This window comes from Micrococcus sp. Alg238-R198, assembly GCF_900537135.1.
GTDB lineage: Bacteria > Actinomycetota > Actinomycetes > Actinomycetales > Micrococcaceae > Micrococcus > Micrococcus luteus.
Map to the genome: position 1 here is coordinate 92,712 of NZ_UNRH01000005.1, position 15,150 is coordinate 107,861.

At 74.2% G+C, this 15,150-nt stretch carries 16 protein-coding genes; 6 read left to right on the forward strand and 10 right to left on the reverse strand.

The window, feature by feature from the left end; translation table 11 throughout:
- Positions 1–33 precede the first annotated feature (33 nt).
- The 4 genes from G6R13_RS06525 to G6R13_RS06540 all read right to left on the reverse strand — a co-directional run bounded on the left by G6R13_RS06525 (position 34) and on the right by G6R13_RS06540 (position 3,379).
- The gene (locus G6R13_RS06525; RefSeq protein WP_036382705.1) at positions 34–921 is read right to left on the reverse strand and encodes an amino acid ABC transporter permease; all 888 of its coding nucleotides are present in this window, start codon (positions 919–921) and stop codon (positions 34–36) included.
- Positions 918–1,598 (reverse strand): ABC transporter permease subunit, encoded by a 681-nt coding sequence (locus tag G6R13_RS06530; protein ID WP_036316476.1) that lies wholly within the window; start codon positions 1,596–1,598, stop codon positions 918–920. The genes G6R13_RS06525 and G6R13_RS06530 overlap by 4 nt, the downstream gene beginning before the upstream one ends.
- Positions 1,599–1,703: 105 nt before the next feature.
- Positions 1,704–2,597 (reverse strand): glutamate ABC transporter substrate-binding protein, encoded by an 894-nt coding sequence (locus tag G6R13_RS06535; RefSeq protein ID WP_134377038.1) that lies wholly within the window; start codon positions 2,595–2,597, stop codon positions 1,704–1,706.
- A gap of 47 nt (positions 2,598–2,644) precedes the next feature.
- Positions 2,645–3,379, reverse strand: coding sequence for an amino acid ABC transporter ATP-binding protein (locus G6R13_RS06540; RefSeq protein WP_205521339.1), 735 nt, complete (start codon positions 3,377–3,379; stop codon positions 2,645–2,647).
- 178 nt (positions 3,380–3,557) lie between these two features.
- On the opposite strand from G6R13_RS06540, the gene G6R13_RS06545 reads away from it, so the two are divergent.
- From G6R13_RS06545 to G6R13_RS06555, 3 genes are all read left to right on the forward strand, one after another.
- Complete coding sequence (locus tag G6R13_RS06545; RefSeq protein ID WP_036316481.1) at positions 3,558–4,358, forward strand: TIGR00730 family Rossman fold protein; 801 nt, start codon at positions 3,558–3,560, stop codon at positions 4,356–4,358.
- Positions 4,355–4,699, forward strand: a complete 345-nt coding sequence (locus tag G6R13_RS06550) for a hypothetical protein (RefSeq protein ID WP_012751007.1) — start codon at positions 4,355–4,357, stop codon at positions 4,697–4,699. The genes G6R13_RS06545 and G6R13_RS06550 overlap by 4 nt, the downstream gene beginning before the upstream one ends.
- Before the next feature lie 180 nt (positions 4,700–4,879).
- Positions 4,880–5,050, forward strand: a complete 171-nt coding sequence (locus G6R13_RS06555) for a DUF3117 domain-containing protein (protein WP_002855133.1) — start codon at positions 4,880–4,882, stop codon at positions 5,048–5,050.
- Between the two features lie 78 nt (positions 5,051–5,128).
- Here the strand turns inward: G6R13_RS06555 and G6R13_RS06560 are convergent, their stop codons facing one another.
- Entirely contained in the window at positions 5,129–5,779 is a 651-nt protein-coding gene (locus G6R13_RS06560; RefSeq protein ID WP_036316483.1) for a class I SAM-dependent methyltransferase, read from the reverse strand.
- A 196-nt stretch (positions 5,780–5,975) separates the two neighbouring features.
- Here G6R13_RS06560 and G6R13_RS06565 point away from each other — a divergent pair, with 196 nt between their 5' ends.
- Positions 5,976–6,848 (forward strand): zf-HC2 domain-containing protein, encoded by an 873-nt coding sequence (locus G6R13_RS06565; RefSeq protein WP_036316484.1) that lies wholly within the window; start codon positions 5,976–5,978, stop codon positions 6,846–6,848.
- A 60-nt stretch (positions 6,849–6,908) separates the two neighbouring features.
- On the forward strand, positions 6,909–7,517 hold the full coding sequence (locus G6R13_RS06570) for a protein translocase TatA (RefSeq protein WP_036316486.1): 609 nt from the start codon (positions 6,909–6,911) through the stop codon (positions 7,515–7,517).
- Between the two features lie 48 nt (positions 7,518–7,565).
- Here G6R13_RS06570 and G6R13_RS06575 read toward each other — a convergent pair whose 3' ends face one another.
- Genes G6R13_RS06575 through G6R13_RS06585 form a run of 3 tightly spaced genes read right to left on the reverse strand, consistent with a single transcriptional unit; the run spans position 7,566 to position 10,822 of the window.
- Positions 7,566–8,714, reverse strand: a complete 1,149-nt coding sequence (locus tag G6R13_RS06575) for an Mrp/NBP35 family ATP-binding protein (RefSeq protein ID WP_036316488.1) — start codon at positions 8,712–8,714, stop codon at positions 7,566–7,568.
- Entirely contained in the window at positions 8,711–9,514 is an 804-nt protein-coding gene (locus G6R13_RS06580; protein ID WP_205521336.1) for a DUF1003 domain-containing protein, read from the reverse strand. Before G6R13_RS06580 ends, G6R13_RS06575 begins: the two co-directional genes overlap by 4 nt.
- A 39-nt stretch (positions 9,515–9,553) precedes the next feature.
- Complete coding sequence (locus G6R13_RS06585; protein WP_036316492.1) at positions 9,554–10,822, reverse strand: CBS domain-containing protein; 1,269 nt, start codon at positions 10,820–10,822, stop codon at positions 9,554–9,556.
- Between the two features lie 92 nt (positions 10,823–10,914).
- Between G6R13_RS06585 and G6R13_RS06590 the strand changes: the two genes are divergently transcribed.
- Complete coding sequence (locus tag G6R13_RS06590) at positions 10,915–11,691, forward strand: general stress protein (protein WP_049147247.1); 777 nt, start codon at positions 10,915–10,917, stop codon at positions 11,689–11,691.
- Positions 11,692–11,697: 6 nt separating this feature from the next.
- Here the strand turns inward: G6R13_RS06590 and G6R13_RS06595 are convergent, their stop codons facing one another.
- Together G6R13_RS06595 and G6R13_RS06600 are read right to left on the reverse strand one after the other, a co-directional pair.
- Positions 11,698–13,503 carry a pyruvate kinase gene (locus G6R13_RS06595; protein ID WP_129866785.1) on the reverse strand — a complete coding sequence of 602 codons (1,806 nt, stop codon included), beginning with the start codon at positions 13,501–13,503 and terminating at the stop codon, positions 11,698–11,700.
- 33 nt (positions 13,504–13,536) lie between these two features.
- Entirely contained in the window at positions 13,537–15,135 is a 1,599-nt protein-coding gene (locus G6R13_RS06600) for an aminopeptidase P family protein (protein ID WP_144825233.1), read from the reverse strand.
- Positions 15,136–15,150: the final 15 nt, after the last annotated feature.

Sequence of the window (15,150 nt, forward strand, 5' to 3'; positions counted from 1 at the left end):
CGGACCCGCGGGCCCGCCGCGCCCGCCGCCGGGTCAGGCCGCCGTGGCCGTGGACGCCCCGACGAGCGGGGTCGTGGGGGTGCTGGCGTCGCCGGCCGTCCGCGACGACAGCCGCCGCGAGAGCCGGGTGGCCGCCCAGGTGAGGAGGAAGTTGATCACGATGAAGATCACCGCGGCCACCACGAGGGACTGCAGGATGTTGCCGTTGCCGGAGCCGAGTTGGCGGGCGTACTGCAGGAGTTCGAAGAAGCCGATGAGGTAGCCCAGCGCCGAGTCCTTGAGGATCACCACGAACTGGCTCAGCAGTGAGGGCAGCATGGCGATGAGGGCCTGGGGCACCTCCACGAGCCGCAGGGACTGCATGCTCGTCATGCCCACCGCCGCGGCCGCCTCGCGCTGGCCGCGCGGCAGCGAGCGCACCCCGGAGCGCACCAGCTCCGCGATCACGGACCCGTTGTACAGGGTCAGCGCCGCGATCACCGCGTAGTACGGGCCGTCCTGGGGCTGGATCGCCCCGGTGCGCGCGACCTGCGCGAACAGCTGGTAGAAGAACACCATCATCACGAGCACCGGCACGGCCCGGAAGAACTCGACGACGACGGCGGCCAGCCAGCGCATCGGGCCGAACGGGGCCAGCCGCAGGAAGCCGAACACCAGGCCGAACACCACGGAGGTGACCACGGCGATGCCCGCGGACTGCAGGGTGAACTGCAGGCCCGGCAGGTAGTAGTTCCGCCACGCGTCGCCGTCGACGGCGGCCAGCCAGCGGCGGCCGGAGAGCTGGCCGGTGGCGTTCATCTGGATCAGGACGAGCACCGCCACGGTCAGGACCGCGGCGAGGGCGACGAGGTTGGCGAGGAGGATCCGCCGGCGGGCGATCGGGCCCGGGGCGTCGAAGAGGACGGAGGCCTGGGCGCTCATCGGGCCACCGCCCATTTCTCCGAGGCCCACGTGGTCAGCAGGCCGATGGGGATGACGATCAGGCAGAAGCCGATCGCGAAGGTCAGGAAGATCGCCACCATCACGTCCGGGCTGAACTCGATCATGCGCTTCATCAGGCCCGAGGCCTCCGCCACCGACGCCGCGGCGGCGACGGTGGTGTTCTTGGTCAGCGCGATCACGGTGTTGCCGAGCGGGGTGATGGCCCCGCGCAGCGCCTGGGGCAGGATCACGTGGCGGGCCGCGGGCAGGAAGCCCAGGCCGATGGAGCGGGCGGCCTCGGCCTGCCCGAGCGGGACGGTGTTGACGCCGGAGCGGATCGCCTCGCACATGAACGCCGCGTGGTAGAGCGAGAGCGCGATCACGGCGTAGATGAAGAAGTTCAGCGTGAAGTCGGACGAGAAGCTGACCTTCAGCTGCCCCCAGACGGCGAGCACGCCGAGCAGCATGATGATCGTCAGCGGGGTGTTGCGGACCACGTTGACGTAGCCGGTGCCGAGGGCGCGCAGCGAGGGGACGGGCGAGATGCGGAACAGGGCGAGCACCACGCCGAGGGCGAACGAGCCGAGGGTCGCGAGGAACGCGAGCCTGATGTTCGTCCAGAACGCGAGCGGGATGTCCGCGCCGTAGTCCGCGAGGAGCGAGGAGATCGATTCCATGTCTTCTCCGAGGGTCGGGACAGGGCTGACGGGCAGGGGAGCCGCCGGGCGGGCCGAGGGTGACGGTTCAGGTCACGCCCTCGGCCCACCCGGCGCAGGAGGCCGTCAGGCGCAGGGCTCGAACTCAGCGTCCTCGCCGGAGTTCAGCGTCTCGTCGTAGGTGTAGCCCGTGCCCTCGGTGTTGGACTCGAGGGCCTTCTTCCACTCGCCGGAGTCCTTCATCTCCTTGATCGCCTCGTTGATGTCCTCGCAGCGCTCCGAGTCCTTCGGCAGGCCGACGCCGTAGCGCTCCGTGGTGAAGGTGTTGCCGACGACCTTGAACTTGCCCTTGTTGGCGTCGGCGGCGGCCAGGCCCGCGAGGATGATGTCGTCCGTGGTCACGGCGTCCACCTGGCCGGACTCGAGGTAGGTCACGCATTCGGCGTAGCCGCCCTGCTCCACCAGGTTCACGCCGGAGGCGAACTGGTCCTTGATCTTCTGGGCCGAGGTGGAGCCGGTGACGGAGCAGAGGTTCTTCCCGTCGAGGGCCTCGGGGCCGGTGATCGCGGTGTCGTCCGCGCGGACCAGCAGGTCCTGGCCGGCCACGAAGTACGGGCCCGCGAAGGCGACGCGCTCCTTGCGGGCGTCCGTGATGGAGTACGTCGCGAAGATCATGTCGACCTCGCCGTTCTCCAGGGCGTTCTCCCGGTTCGCAGACGGGGTCTGGACCCACTCGATGTCCTGCTCGGCCACGCCGAGCTTGTCCGCCACGTAGCGGGCCACGTCCGTGTCGAAGCCGGTGGGCTGGGCCGAGCCCTCGCGGTAGCCCAGGCCCGGCTGGTCGAACTTGATGCCGATGCGCAGGCTCTCGCCGGAGCCGGACGACGTCGACTCGCCGGCCGAGGACGAGCCGGCGGCGTCGCCACCGCCGCCCTGCGAGGACGACGGCGCGCAGGCGGTGAGGGACAGCGCGGCCGCGGCGGTGACGGCGGACAGGGTCAGGAGCTTCGTGCGGAGCATGGTGCTCTCCTCTGGTTCGGTGCGGTGGGGTGCGACGGGGGACGGGGTCAGTGCGCGAGGATCTTGCCCAGGAAGTCCTGGGCACGCTCGTGTCGGGGGTTCGTGAAGAAGGTGTCGGGGTCGGTGTCCTCGAGGATGGCGCCGTCGGCCATGAAGACCACGCGGTCCCCGGCCTTGCGGGCGAAGCCCATCTCATGGGTGACCACGACCATGGTCATGCCGCCCTCGGCGAGCTGGACCATGACGTCGAGGACCTCCTGCACCATCTCGGGGTCGAGGGCGGAGGTCGGCTCGTCGAAGAGCAGGGCCTTCGGCTCCATCGCCAGGGCACGGGCGATGGCCACGCGCTGCTGCTGCCCGCCGGAGAGCTGGGCCGGCATCTTCCTCGCCTGCTGGGCCACGCCCACGCGCTCGAGCAGCTCCATGGCGTGCCGCTCGGCGTCCGCCCGGCGCTTGCCCTTCACCTTGATGGGCCCGAGGGTCACGTTCTCCAGGATCGACTTGTGCGCGAAGAGGTTGAAAGACTGGAAGACCATGCCGATCTCGGCGCGCAGTTGGGCGAGCTGCCGGCCCTCGCTGGGGAGCGGCCGCCCGTCGATCAGGATGCGGCCGCCGTCGTCGTCGATGGTCTCGAGCCGGTTGATCGTGCGGCACAGGGTCGACTTGCCGGAGCCCGACGGGCCGAGGACGATCGCCACCTGGCCGCGCGGGATCCGCAGGTCGATCTGTCGGAGGGCGTGGAAGTCGCCGAAGTGCTTGTTCACGCCCTCGAGGACGATCAGGTCGTCGCCTGCGGCACCGCGACGGCGCCGCGTGCCGGCCTCGTCGAGGAGGTGGGCGCCGTGGGGCTGCTCAGGCGTGATCTGCGTCATGCCAATGGAATATAGCGCACGCCACACCCGGCGGGGTGCGCCGTGGGACGCCGGCCCTGGCGGCCCGCCGGCTCGTTAGGCTGGCGCCATGGCCCCAGACGAGCACCCCCTCGACGGCGACGTCGCCGAACCCGAGCACGTCCGTCGCGGCGGGCAGGTCCTGCGCGGGGAGGCGGCGCACACCCCCACGTTCGACCAGCTCCTCCTCGACGGCCGGCGGCCCGGCGACGCCGCACGCCCCGCCGCCGACGTCACCTCGACGACGTCCGAGGCCTGGCGTGTCCTGCGCATCCAGGCGGAGTTCGTCGAGGGCTTCGGCACCCTCGCGGGGCTGGGTCCCGCGGTCTCCGTGTTCGGCTCGGCGCGCACGCCCGAGGGCAGCGCCGAGTACGCCCTGGCCCACGAGGTCGGGAGCCGCTTGGCCCAGGCCGGGTACACGGTCATCACCGGCGGGGGGCCCGGCACCATGGAGGCCGCCAACCGGGGTGCCCACGAGGCCGGTGGAGAGTCCGTGGGCCTGGGCATCGATCTGCCGTTCGAGACCGGCCTGAACCCCTGGGTGCACGTGGGCGTGGACTTCCGCTACTTCTTCGTCCGCAAGGTCATGTTCCTCAAGTACGCGCAGGGGTTCATCGTGCTGCCCGGCGGCCTCGGCACCCTGGACGAGCTCTTCGAGGCCCTCACCCTCGTGCAGACCGGCACCGTCACCCGCTTTCCCGTGGTCCTCGTGGACCGCGGCTTCTGGAGCCCGCTCGTGGACTGGATCCGCGGCACGCTCGTGGAGCGCGGCATGATCTCGCCCGAGGACCCGGACCTGTTCCACCTCGTGGACACGGCCGAGGAGGCCGTCGCGTGCGTGCTCCGCTCGGCGGGGAGGGCCGACGCGTGAGCGGGCCGCAGTGGATCGTCCTGGTGGCCGTGCTCGTCGTCGTGCTGGCGGCCCTGGCCGCCGCCCTCGCGGGCCGGCTCACGCTCCGGGCCGACGACCCGGCCGGGCGGACGCCGGGGCACCCCGTGCTGCTGCCGGAGCGGCCGCGCGCGGCGGATGTCGACCTGCTGCGGTTGGCCGTCGCGGTGCCCGGCTACCAGCGGGACCAGGTGGACGCCGTCCTGCTGCGGCTGCGGGACGCCCTGGCGCAGTGCGAGGACGAGGTGACCGCCCTGCGGGCCCGGGTGGCCGAGCTCGAGGCCGCCGACCCGTCCCGGAGCGATCCGGCGGGGCGTGCCTGAGTCGCGGGCCGGGCTCGGTGCGGGCCATCGTTTGGCGCGAGCACGCGGAATCCGCGATAATGGTGATGTGACCGGCCTCGCGCACGCTCGCGTGCGGGGGCGCCGGAGGCGTCCGGACAGCGCCCGCTCCCGCGGTCGCCGGACGCCGTGACGGGAACATCATCCAGAAGGGAAGTCGCAATGGCCGCCATGAAGCCCCGCACCGGGGACGGTCCCATGGAAGTGACCAAGGAGGGGCGCAGCCTGATCATGCGCGTGCCGATCGACGGCGGCGGCCGTCTCGTGCTGGAGATCAACGCGGACGAGGCCCGCGAGCTCAAGGAGTGCCTCGAGGGCGTCATCCAGGCCTGAGCCCGGACCCCTTCGACGCGGACGCCCCGCGCACCGTCACGGTGCGCGGGGCGTCCGCGTTCCCGGCGACGCCGCGGATCAGCGGCGCACCGCGATCAGCACGCCCGTGCCGGAGGGGACGACGGCGGACAGCCAGTGCTCGTCCTCCCGGATGAGGCGGTCCACCGCCCGGGCGGACACGGTGGACTCGTCGCGCACGGCGGGCCGGGGAACGCGGTCGCCGTCGAGGGCGTCCACCACGACGAGCACGCCGCCGGGGGCGAGCATGCGCGCGGCCTGCTCGACGTCGAACTGACGCGCGGCCGGGTCCCCGTCCACCAGGACCATCTCATAGGCGCCGCTCGTGAGCCGGGGGAGGACGAGCCGGGAGCGCCCCGTGATCATGCGGGTGCGGCTCGTGGGCAGGCGGGCCTCCGAGAACGCCTCGCGGGCCGCGCGCTGGGCCTCCGCGTCCGGGTCCACGGTGGTGAGGACCGTGCGCTCGGGCAGACCGCGCATCAGGGCGAGGCCCGAGACGCCGGCGCCCGTGCCCACCTCCACGACCGCCGCGGGGGCACGCGTGGCCGCCAGCACCGTCAACAGGGCCGCCGTCCCCTCGCTCACCGGCGGCACGTCCAGCTCGGCGGCGCGCTCGCGGGCGCGCAGGACGACGTCGTCCTCGGTGGCCCGGCTCTCCGACCAGGCCCAGGACGCGTGCTTGTCGGTGGGCTGGGGCTGCAGGGCGCTCATGGGTGACTCCGGGACGACGACGGCGGGACCTCGCCCGCGGCACGGGCGACGCGGGCCAGTGTACGGGTCGGCACGCGGCCGCGACCCAGAGTTCTCCCAGGAGGCGGGCCGATGATGGGAGATGGCACGAACCGGCTCCCGCCATGTGGGAGGCCGTTCGCCGGGCCGAGGACGCGAGGACCGAGGAGGTGGCCGCATGGGACGTCGACACACCCAGCGCCACATGGACGCCTACCTCGAGGGCGCCCTCCCCGCCGCGTCCCGGGCGCGCATCGCCCGCCACCTGGACCGCTGCCCCGAGTGCCGCGCCACGGTCCAGGCCCGGGCCCGCGTGCTCGACGCCGCCCGCACGGTGCACCAGCGTCCGGCGGGCGCCGTCGTCGCCCCGGTGCTGCGCGCCCGCGGCGTCTCCGGCCGCCTCGTGGTGGGGCTGCTCACCTTCGTCGTCCTGCTCGGCGGGCTGTTCACCGCGGTCTGGGTGGCCGGCGCGCCCCGCGCCACGGCCGTGCGCACGGCCCCGACCCCGACGGACACCGTCGCCCTGCCGGCAGCCGGGACCGCGTCGACGGACCGGCGCGGCACCGTCGCGGAGCTGCGGGGTCAGGGCTGGACGGTGCCCTCCCTCGTGGGGGCCGGCCTGGAGCCGCTCACCGTGGACACCGCCCAGACGGCCGAGGACGTGGAGGTCGTCGTCGGCTGGGGTCGGGACGAGCCGACCGTGACCGTCCGCGAGTGCCGACCCCGGATCGTGGGAGCCGCCCCGGAGGGCTGTGCCTCGACCGCGCCCCTGAGCACGGGGGCGCAGGAGCGTCGACTGGCCGGCGGCGGCGTCTACCGGATCGTCCCGGCGGGGGGCGAGGACGGCTGGACGGCCGAGCTGACCACGCCGCAGGCCGCCTACCGCGTGGAGGCCACCCTGCCGGACGAGCGCGCGGACGCGGTCCTCACCCACCTGCTGGTCTCCGAGCGGGCACGGGTGCTCGAGCTGGGCGGCGGAGACGCCGTCGAGGAGCGCCTGGAGCGAGGCCTCGAACGCATCGCGGACGCCGTGCCCCGCCCCCGCGGCTGAGCCGCCCCGCCCCCGCGGCTCCGGGCTGTGGGGCGGTGCCGCTCTAGTAGAGTTCGGAGGGTGTTAGGTATCAACGGCAGCGAGTTCATCATCTTGGCGGTGCTCGCGATCGTCATCCTCGGGCCGGAGAAGCTCCCCGAGTACACGCGCGCCTTCACCGACTGGCTGCGCGTCATGCGCGACAAGGCCGAGGGTGCCAAGGCGCAGTTCAAGGAGGAGACCGGCACGGACTTCGACGAGGTGGACTGGCGCAAGTACGACCCCCGCCAGTACGACCCGCGCCGCATCATCCGCGACGCGCTCCGCGAGCCCGCCGACGGCTCGTCCACGCCCGCGTCCCGGGCGGCGCAGGCGACGGGCATCAGCGCCGAGGACGTGCACGGCGGCCTCACCCACCAGGACCTGGCGGACATGGATCCGCGGACGCTCTTCCGCCGCCCCGCCGGGGGCGGCAGCACCGCCGCCGCGGAGTCCGTCGCCGCCGCACAGACCCGGTCGACCGCGCCCGCCGCCGGGGCGGCCGCCGTGGGCGGCGCCGCCGCAGCCCTGATGGCCTCCGGCCGCGCCGAGGCCCTCGCCGAGGAGCGTCCTGCCGCCGTCGAGACCGAGCCGGACCCCCTCGAGCTGCTCGGGCTGGCGCCCGCCCCCTTCGACGTCGACGCGACCTGACGCCGTCGCGCGCGCCGGGGGCCCTGACCGGGGCGCCGGCCCCCGAGGTCAGCGGGGGGTGACCGGCAGGCGCCGCCCGGCCAGCCCGCGCGGCCGCACGGCCAGCCGCTGCGCGATCTGCGTCAGCGCCCGGCCCGCGGGGCTCTCCGGCGCGGACATCACCACGGGTTCGCCGGCGTCGCCGCCCGCGCGCAGCGCCGGGTCCAGGGGAACGGTGCCCAGCAGCGGCACCTGGGTGCCCAGCACCCCGGACAGCCGCTCCGCCACCTCGGCGCCGCCGCCGGTCCCGAACACATCCAGGACGGTGCCGTCCGGCAGGGTCATCGGCCCCATGTTCTCCACGACCCCGGCCACGGTCTGCCCCGTCTGCTCCGCCAGCTGACCGGCGCGCGCGGCCACCTGCGCGGCGGCGTGCTGCGGCGTGGTCACCACGAGCAGCTCCGAGGCGGGCAGCAGCTGCGCCGTCGAGATCGCGATGTCCCCGGTGCCCGGGGGCAGGTCCACGAGCAGCACGTCCAGGTCGCCCCAGTGCACGTCCGTGACGAACTGCTCGAGCGCGCGGTGCAGCATCGGCCCGCGCCAGGCCACCGGCCGGTCCGCGTCGAGGAACATGCCGATCGAGATGACCTTCACGTCCCGCACCACGGGTGGCAGGATCATCCGGTCCAGCTTGGTCGGGGTGGCGGTCACGCCCAGGAGCCCGGGGATGGAGTAGCCGTGCACGTCCGCGTCGATCAGGCCGACGGCGAGCCCGCGCGCGGCGAGCGCGACCGCGAGGTTGGCCGTGACCGAGGACTTGCCCACGCCGCCCTTGCCCGAGGCCACCGCGAGGACGCGCGTGAGCGTGTCCTTCCCGAACGGGTTCGTCGGCCGGGCCGCGCGCAGGGCGTCCTGCAGCGCCAGGCGGCGCTCGGGCTCCATGACCCCGACGCGCACGTCCACGGACCCGCAGCCGGGCACGTCGGCGACGGCGGCGGCCACGTCCGTCTGGATCGTCCCGCGCAGGGGGCACGCGGCGATCGTGAGCAGCACCGCGACCTCGACGACGCCCGGGGCGGTCTCCACGACCGACTCCACCATGCCGAGGTCGGTGATCGGGCGGCGGATCTCGGGGTCCTGGACCGCGGCGAGCCGCTCCAGCACCCGGCGCTCGAGGTCGGTGCGGACCTCGGGCACGGGCAGGCCCAGGGCGCTCATCGGCCGCCCCCGTCCACCGGGCCCGCACCGCCGGCGGGACCGGTCACCGGACCGGACCCCCCGGCCTCGCGGGCCTCCTGGGCCTCCTGCGCCGCGAGGGTCGCGAGCGTGGTGGTCGTGGGCTCGGCGCCGGCGTCGCCGCGCCGCGCGTCCCGGCCCCGGCCCTTGGACTTCTTGCTCTTGCGGGGCTGAGCCTCGGCGCCCGGGAGGCCGGCGCCCGGGAGGCCGGCGCGCAGCTCCTCCCGGATCTCCTCCCGGATCTCCTCCCGCAGCTCGGCGCGCAGCGCCTCGCGGAGGTCGTCCCTGAGGTCGTCCTGGACGCCGCGCAGCTCGCCGCGCACGAAGTCGCGCGTGGCGACCTCCTGGACGGCCAGCCGCAGACCGGCGATCTCGCGGGTGAGGAACTCGGTGTCGGCGAGGTTGCGCTCGGCGCGGTCACGGTCCTCGCGCAGCGCGACCCTGTCCCGGTCGTCCTGGCGGTTCTGCGCCAGCAGGAGCAGGGGTGCGGCGTAGGACGCCTGGAGGGAGAGCATGAGCGTGAGCGCGGTGAAGCCGAGCTCGGCGGAGTCGAACCGCCACTCCATCGGGCCGAACGTGTTCCAGCCCAGCCAGGCGGCGCAGAACAGCGTCATCCAGACGAGGAACTGCGGGGTGCCCATGAAGCGGGCGATGCCCTCGGTGGCCTCGCCGAAGGCGTCCGGGTTCGGGGCCAGCCGGGGCACGCGGCGCCCGCTGGCGCTCAGCGGGGTGTCCAGGCCGGTGCCGCGGCCCGGGCGCAGGTCTCGCGCGGTCTGGGTCATGCTCACACCTCCGGTGTCGTGCGGCGGCGGGCCGCGGGGTCAGGTTGCGGGGCGGGTCTCGGCGTCGTCGAGGTCCATGGCCCGCCAGTCGTCGGGCAGGATGTGGTCGAGCAGGTCGTCCACGCTCACGGCCCCGACGACGCGGTCCTGCTCGTTCACCACGGGGATGCACGTGAGGTTGTAGGTCGCGAGCTCGCGGGTCACGTGGGCGATGGGGGCGAGGTCCGAGACGGCCTCGAGATCCTTGTCCATGATGTTGCCGATCGCCTCCGGCGGCGGGTACCGCAGCAGGCGCTGGAAGTGGACGACGCCGAGGAACCGGCCCGTCGGCGTCTCCAACGGCGGCCGGGCCACGATCACGAGCGAGGCCAGCGCGGGGGAGATCTCCTGCTGTCGGATGGTCGCCATGGCCTCGGCCACGGTGGCCTCCGGGGGGAGGATGACCGGCACGGGGGTCATGAGCGAGCCCGCCGTGCCCTCCTCGTACTCGAGCAGGCGCCGGACGTCCTCGGCGTCCTCCGGCTCCATGCGTTCGAGCAGCAGCTCCTGCTGGGAGTCGGGCAGCTCGTGGAGCAGGTCCGCCGCGTCGTCCGGGTCCATCTCCTCCAGGACGTCGGCGGCGCGGTCGATGTCCAGCTGGGAGAGGATCTGCACCTGGTCGTCGTCGGGCAGCTCCTGGAGCACGTCCGCGAGGCGTTCGTCCTGCAGCTCGCTGGCGACCTCGACGCGGCGCTTCTCCGACATGTCGTGGAGCATGTCCGCCAGGTCGGCGGGCTTGAGGTCCTCGTGCGCGGCGAGGAAGCTCGTGGCCCCCTGCGGGTCGGCCTGCGCCGTCCAGCGGGCCTCGTCCCAGTTCAGCAGGAGGTGCTCGCCCCGCTGGGCGCGGCCGAAGGGGCCGCGGCCGACGATGCGGCGCACGTACAGGTCCGAGACCAGCCAGTCGCCGTTGCGCTGCTGCTCCAGCCCGATGTCCTCCAGGAAGGCCTCGCCCGACCCGTCGGAGAGGCGCACCTTCCGGTCGAAGAGGTCGGCGGCCACCATCTGCTCGGCGCCACGGCGGGAGAACCGGCGCAGGTTGATCAGCCCGGTCGTGATGATCCGGCCCGAGTCCATGGACGTCACCCGCGTCATCGGGACGAAGACGCGCTTCTTGCCGGGGACCTCGATCACGAGGCCGGTGGCGAACGGGGCTGCGGCGGGGCCGCGGTCCAGCACGACGACGTCGCGCAGCCGTCCCAGGCGGTCGCCGAGGGGGTCGAAGACGTCCAGGCCCAGCAGGCGGGCCACGAAGATCTTGGGGGAGCTCACCGACCCAGCCTACGGCGTGCCGGACCGCGGCTCCGTGTCCGCGTACGGCGGACCGCCGCCCGCCCGGGCGCCGGGCCGGGCACAATGGGTCCATGTCGTTCATGATGTCCAACCCTCAGCCCGGCGCCGAGCAGGGCCTGCCCCGCGGAGAGCTGCTGGCCACCTACGCCACCTACGCGCAGGCGCGCGAGCAGGTGGACCGCCTCGCCGCCACGGACTTCCCCGTGAGCGCCGTGTCGATCGTGGGCAAGGACCTGCGGGTCGTGGAGCGGGTGCGCGGCCGGCTGAACTACGCCCAGGTGGCGTTGTCCGCGGGTGTGCGCGGCGTGTTCTTCGGCGGACTGATCGGCATGTTCCTCTACCTGCTGGCCCCCGAGGCCGGCCCGGGGCAGATCCTCACCTCCATGCTGCTGGGCCTGGCGGTGTGGCTGATCTTCGGCGTGATCGGCTTCGCGATGCGTCGGGGCCAGCACGGCTTCGCGTCCTCGCAGGCCGTCGTGCCGACGGCCTTCGACCTCGTGGTCGCGTTCGACCACGCCGCCCGCGCCCGCCAGGAGCTGGGCCTGGGCGGTGCCGCGGCCCCGACGCCGCAGCCGGCCCCGCAGCCGGCGCCCGCCCCCGCCGCGGAGGAGGCCGGGGGCGGGTCCGTGCAGGCCACCCCGGCCGCCGCGCCGTCGTCGGGCGGGTCCCACGCGGCGCCGGCCCCCGGCGGAGCCAAGGCGTCGGCCCGGCCCACTCCGGAGGCGGACACCGCGCCCACCGGCCTGGACCGCTCCTACGGCGTGACCCTGCCCCCGGAGGAGGTCGCCAAGCTCATCGAGGCGCGCGGCGGCCACCCGCCCCGGCCCCAGGACGAACCGCGCGGCTGAGCCCCGTCAGAGGGACCAGGACTCGAGTCGCCGGAGCATGTCGCGCTTCTTGCTCGCATGACCGTGCATCCGGCCCAGGATGTCGCCGAGGACGGTGACGGCGCGGTCGATGTACGGGCCCTTGTTCAGCATCGCGGCCTCGGCCCGCTGCGCCATCGCGGCGTCCGTGATCTCCGCCCGTGAGGGCAGGCCGGTCTTGGCGAGGGACTCGAGGACCTGGGTGGCCCAGATCGCGGGCACGTGCGCGGCCTCGCACAGCCACAGGATCTCCTCCTGCAGCTCGGCCATGCGTTCGAAGCCGGCCTCCACCGCCAGGTCGCCGCGGGCGATCATCACCCCGACGTCCCGCCAGCGCATCGCCTCGAGCAGCATCCGCGGCAGCTGACGGAAGGCCTCCACCGTCTCGATCTTCAGCGTGATGTCCACGTCCGGCGCGTCCTCGGCCTCGAGCGCATCGATCAGCTGGGCCACGTCCTCGGCCGAGCGGACGAAGGACATGTTCACCATGTCCGCGTGGCGGGCCGCGAACGGGATGTGGGCGAGGTCCTCGTCCGTGAGGGCCGGGATGGCCAGGTGCGTGTCCGGGAAGTTCACGCCCTTCTCCGCCTTGAGCTTCGCCCCGCGCGGGCCGGCCTGGGTCACCTCGAGGGTGATCTCGTCGTCGGACACCGCCGTGATCCGCGCGCCGATCCGTCCGTCGTCGAGGGAGACCCGGTCGCCGACCTCCGCGTCCGCGAACGCCTGCGCCAGGGTGAGGCCGATCCGGTAGGGCGGCGCGTCGACCGCCGGGACCGGCTCGAGCGAGCGGGTCAGCACGATCTGCTCGCCCTCGTGCACGCGCATGGACTGCTCGAGCGGGGGCAGCTGGCCCACCTCGAGCGGTCCGTGCGGCGTCGTCAGCGCCGTGCCCGTCGCCCAGTAGACCGTCTTCTCCGCCCGCACGAGCACGCCCTCGCCGTCCACCTGCTCGACCTCCAGCCTGCGGTGTGCACCCCGCGCATCGGTCAGCTCGATCTCGTCGCCGCGCTGCAGGCCCGCCAGGGTCCTCCCCTCCGGGGCCGCCAGCGGCACGACGACGGCGCCGTCCGGCCCGTCCGTCGCGGCCACGGCGTCGTGGGGCCCGGCGGCGAGCCACACGCGGGAGGGCTCGGTGACGATCCCGGAGGGGTCCCGGGCGGGCTTCACCTTCACGACGCGCGGTCCCGGCTCGATGGGGCCGGTGCGCACCTTCGGCCCGGCCAGGTCCATCGCGACCAGGGGTGCGGGCCGGCCCGCACCGGCACACCGGCGGACCGCCGCGATCATGGCGGCCCACGCCTGCTCGTCGTCGTGGGCGCAGTTCACGCGCGCCAGGTCCATGCCGGCCTCGGCGATCCGGGCCACGAGCTCTGGGTCCGTGGCGGCCTCGGAGGGCATGGTCACCATGATGCGCGCGTCCCGGTCGCCGCGGGCCGGACCGAGCAGGCTCGCCGCGTTGCGGGCGAGGATGGCGCGGCCCTCGGCGGAGGTCAGGGCGTCGTCCTCGGGCGCGGGGGCGGGGTCGCCGTCGAGCGCGCGGGCGGCGGCCAGCACCGCGTCCACGTGGCCCAGCACGCCGGCCTCCATGCGGCCCAGAGAGGACAGTCCGGCGTCGCTGAGCGCCTCCTGCAGGGGCCGCAGGTCGGTGCCGCGCAGGGCGACGTAGTGCACGAGGTTCCGGGCCGAGGCCCGGTGGCGCTCCCGGACGCGGGAGATGAGGTCGGCGTGCTCCGCCTCGGCGGAGAGGAGGCGGTCGCGGAGGGCGGTGAGCTCGGTGGTCAGGTCGATACCCATGGTCCGAACCCTAGGGGCGCCCTCCGCGCCGGATCACGCCTGGAGCCGCGCCATCCAGGCCTCGATCTCGTCCGGGGTGCGGGGGAGGACCGCGGAGAGGTTCTCGGCCCCGTCCTCGGTCACGAGGATGTCGTCCTCGATGCGCACGCCGATGCCGCGGTACTCCTCGGGGACGGCCAGGTCCTCCTCCTTGAAGTACAGACCCGGCTCGATCGTGAAGACCATGCCCGGCTCGAGCACGCCGTCCAGGTAGAGCTCCCGCTTGGCCTGCGCGCAGTCGTGCACGTCGAGGCCGAGGTGGTGCGAGGTGCCGTGGGGCATCCAGCGCCGGTGGTGCTGGCCCTCGTCCGATAGCGCGACCTCGGCCGAGACCGGCAGCAGGCCCCAGCCGTCGAGGCGGTCGACGAGCACCCGCATGGCCTCGGCGTGGAGCTCGCGGAACCGGATGCCGGGGCGCACGATCGCGAAGGCGGCGTCCGCGGCGTCGAGGACCGCCTGGTAGATGCGGCGCTGCACGTCCGTGAACGTGCCGGACACGGGCAGGGTGCGGGTGATGTCCGCGGTGTAGAGGGAGTCGTCCTCGACGCCGGCGTCGAGCAGCAGCAGCTCACCCGGGCGCACGGCGCCCGTGTTGCGGATCCAGTGCAGGATCGTGGCGTTGTTGCCGGAGGCCGCGATCGTGTCGTAGCCCAGGTCGTTGCCCTCGAGGCGGGCGCGGGCGAAGAAGGCGCCCTCGACCACGCGTTCGCCGCGGTCGTGTCCCACGGCGCGCGGCAGGGCCCGCACGACGTCCTCGAAGCCCGCGATGGTCGCGGCCACCGAGGCGCGCATCCGCTCGACCTCCCACGCGTCCTTCACCAGGCGCAGCTCGGAGAGGAACTCGGCGGTCTGGGTGTCGGCCTCGGCCGCGGCGGCCAGGTCCACGCCGGCCTCGGTCCGGACGGCGGCCAGCAGCGCGTCCACGTCCTGGTCGGTCTCGGCCAGCAGCCGCACCGCGGTGCCGTCCGCGGCCACGTTCTTGGTGACGGCGGACTCGAGCTCCTCGAGCCCCGCCGTGCGCAGGCCCGTGCGGGCGGCCAGGCCGGCCAGGGTCGGGCGGGGGCCGATCCAGAACTCACCCGAGCGCGAGTCCGCGTAGAACTGCTCGGTGTCCCGGCCGGCCAGGGGACGGAAGTACAGGGTGGCGGTGTGGTCCGTGCCGTCGTCGCCGGCGCCCGGGTCCGTGGGCTCGAGCACGAGCACGGCGTCCGGCTCGTGGTCCACGCCGAGGCCCGTCAGGTGGGCGAACGCGGAGTGCGCGCGGAAGCGGTAGTCGGTGTCGTTCGAGCGGACCTTGAGGCGGCCGGCCGGCACCACGATCCGCTCGCCCGGGAAGCGCGCGGAGACGGCGGCCCGCCGCCGGGCGGCGTACGGGGCAGAGGCGTCGGGATCGGGCAGGGCCTGCGACGAGGGCGCCCAGCCGGAGGCCATGAAGTCGCGGAAGGCGTTCGAGGCGGGGCGCTGCGAGCGGTTGTCGACGCGCTCGGCCAGCGGCTGGGGGTTCACCGCGCCGGTGCCGTCGGCGCCCGCCTCGGGGGTGGCGGCGGGCTGGTCGGGGGTGGTCTGGGCGGGGTGCTGTGCGGCATCGGTCATGCCCTCCATCATGGC

Bases quoted from the DNA above. Each gene is read 5' to 3' on its own strand.
- G6R13_RS06525 (WP_036382705.1), bottom strand. From the start codon at position 921: ATGAGCGCCCAGGCCTCCGTCCTCTTCGACGCCCCGGGCCCGATCGCC.
- G6R13_RS06530 (WP_036316476.1), bottom strand. From the start codon at position 1,598: ATGGAATCGATCTCCTCGCTCCTCGCGGACTACGGCGCGGACATCCCG.
- G6R13_RS06535 (WP_134377038.1), bottom strand. From the start codon at position 2,597: ATGCTCCGCACGAAGCTCCTGACCCTGTCCGCCGTCACCGCCGCGGCC.
- G6R13_RS06545 (WP_036316481.1), top strand. From the start codon at position 3,558: ATGGCCCCAGACGAGCACCCCCTCGACGGCGACGTCGCCGAACCCGAG.
- G6R13_RS06555 (WP_002855133.1), top strand. From the start codon at position 4,880: ATGGCCGCCATGAAGCCCCGCACCGGGGACGGTCCCATGGAAGTGACC.
- G6R13_RS06560 (WP_036316483.1), bottom strand. From the start codon at position 5,779: ATGAGCGCCCTGCAGCCCCAGCCCACCGACAAGCACGCGTCCTGGGCC.
- G6R13_RS06565 (WP_036316484.1), top strand. From the start codon at position 5,976: ATGGGACGTCGACACACCCAGCGCCACATGGACGCCTACCTCGAGGGC.
- G6R13_RS06575 (WP_036316488.1), bottom strand. From the start codon at position 8,714: ATGAGCGCCCTGGGCCTGCCCGTGCCCGAGGTCCGCACCGACCTCGAG.
- G6R13_RS06580 (WP_205521336.1), bottom strand. From the start codon at position 9,514: ATGACCCAGACCGCGCGAGACCTGCGCCCGGGCCGCGGCACCGGCCTG.
- G6R13_RS06590 (WP_049147247.1), top strand. From the start codon at position 10,915: ATGTCGTTCATGATGTCCAACCCTCAGCCCGGCGCCGAGCAGGGCCTG.
- G6R13_RS06595 (WP_129866785.1), bottom strand. From the start codon at position 13,503: ATGGGTATCGACCTGACCACCGAGCTCACCGCCCTCCGCGACCGCCTC.
- G6R13_RS06600 (WP_144825233.1), bottom strand. From the start codon at position 15,135: ATGACCGATGCCGCACAGCACCCCGCCCAGACCACCCCCGACCAGCCC.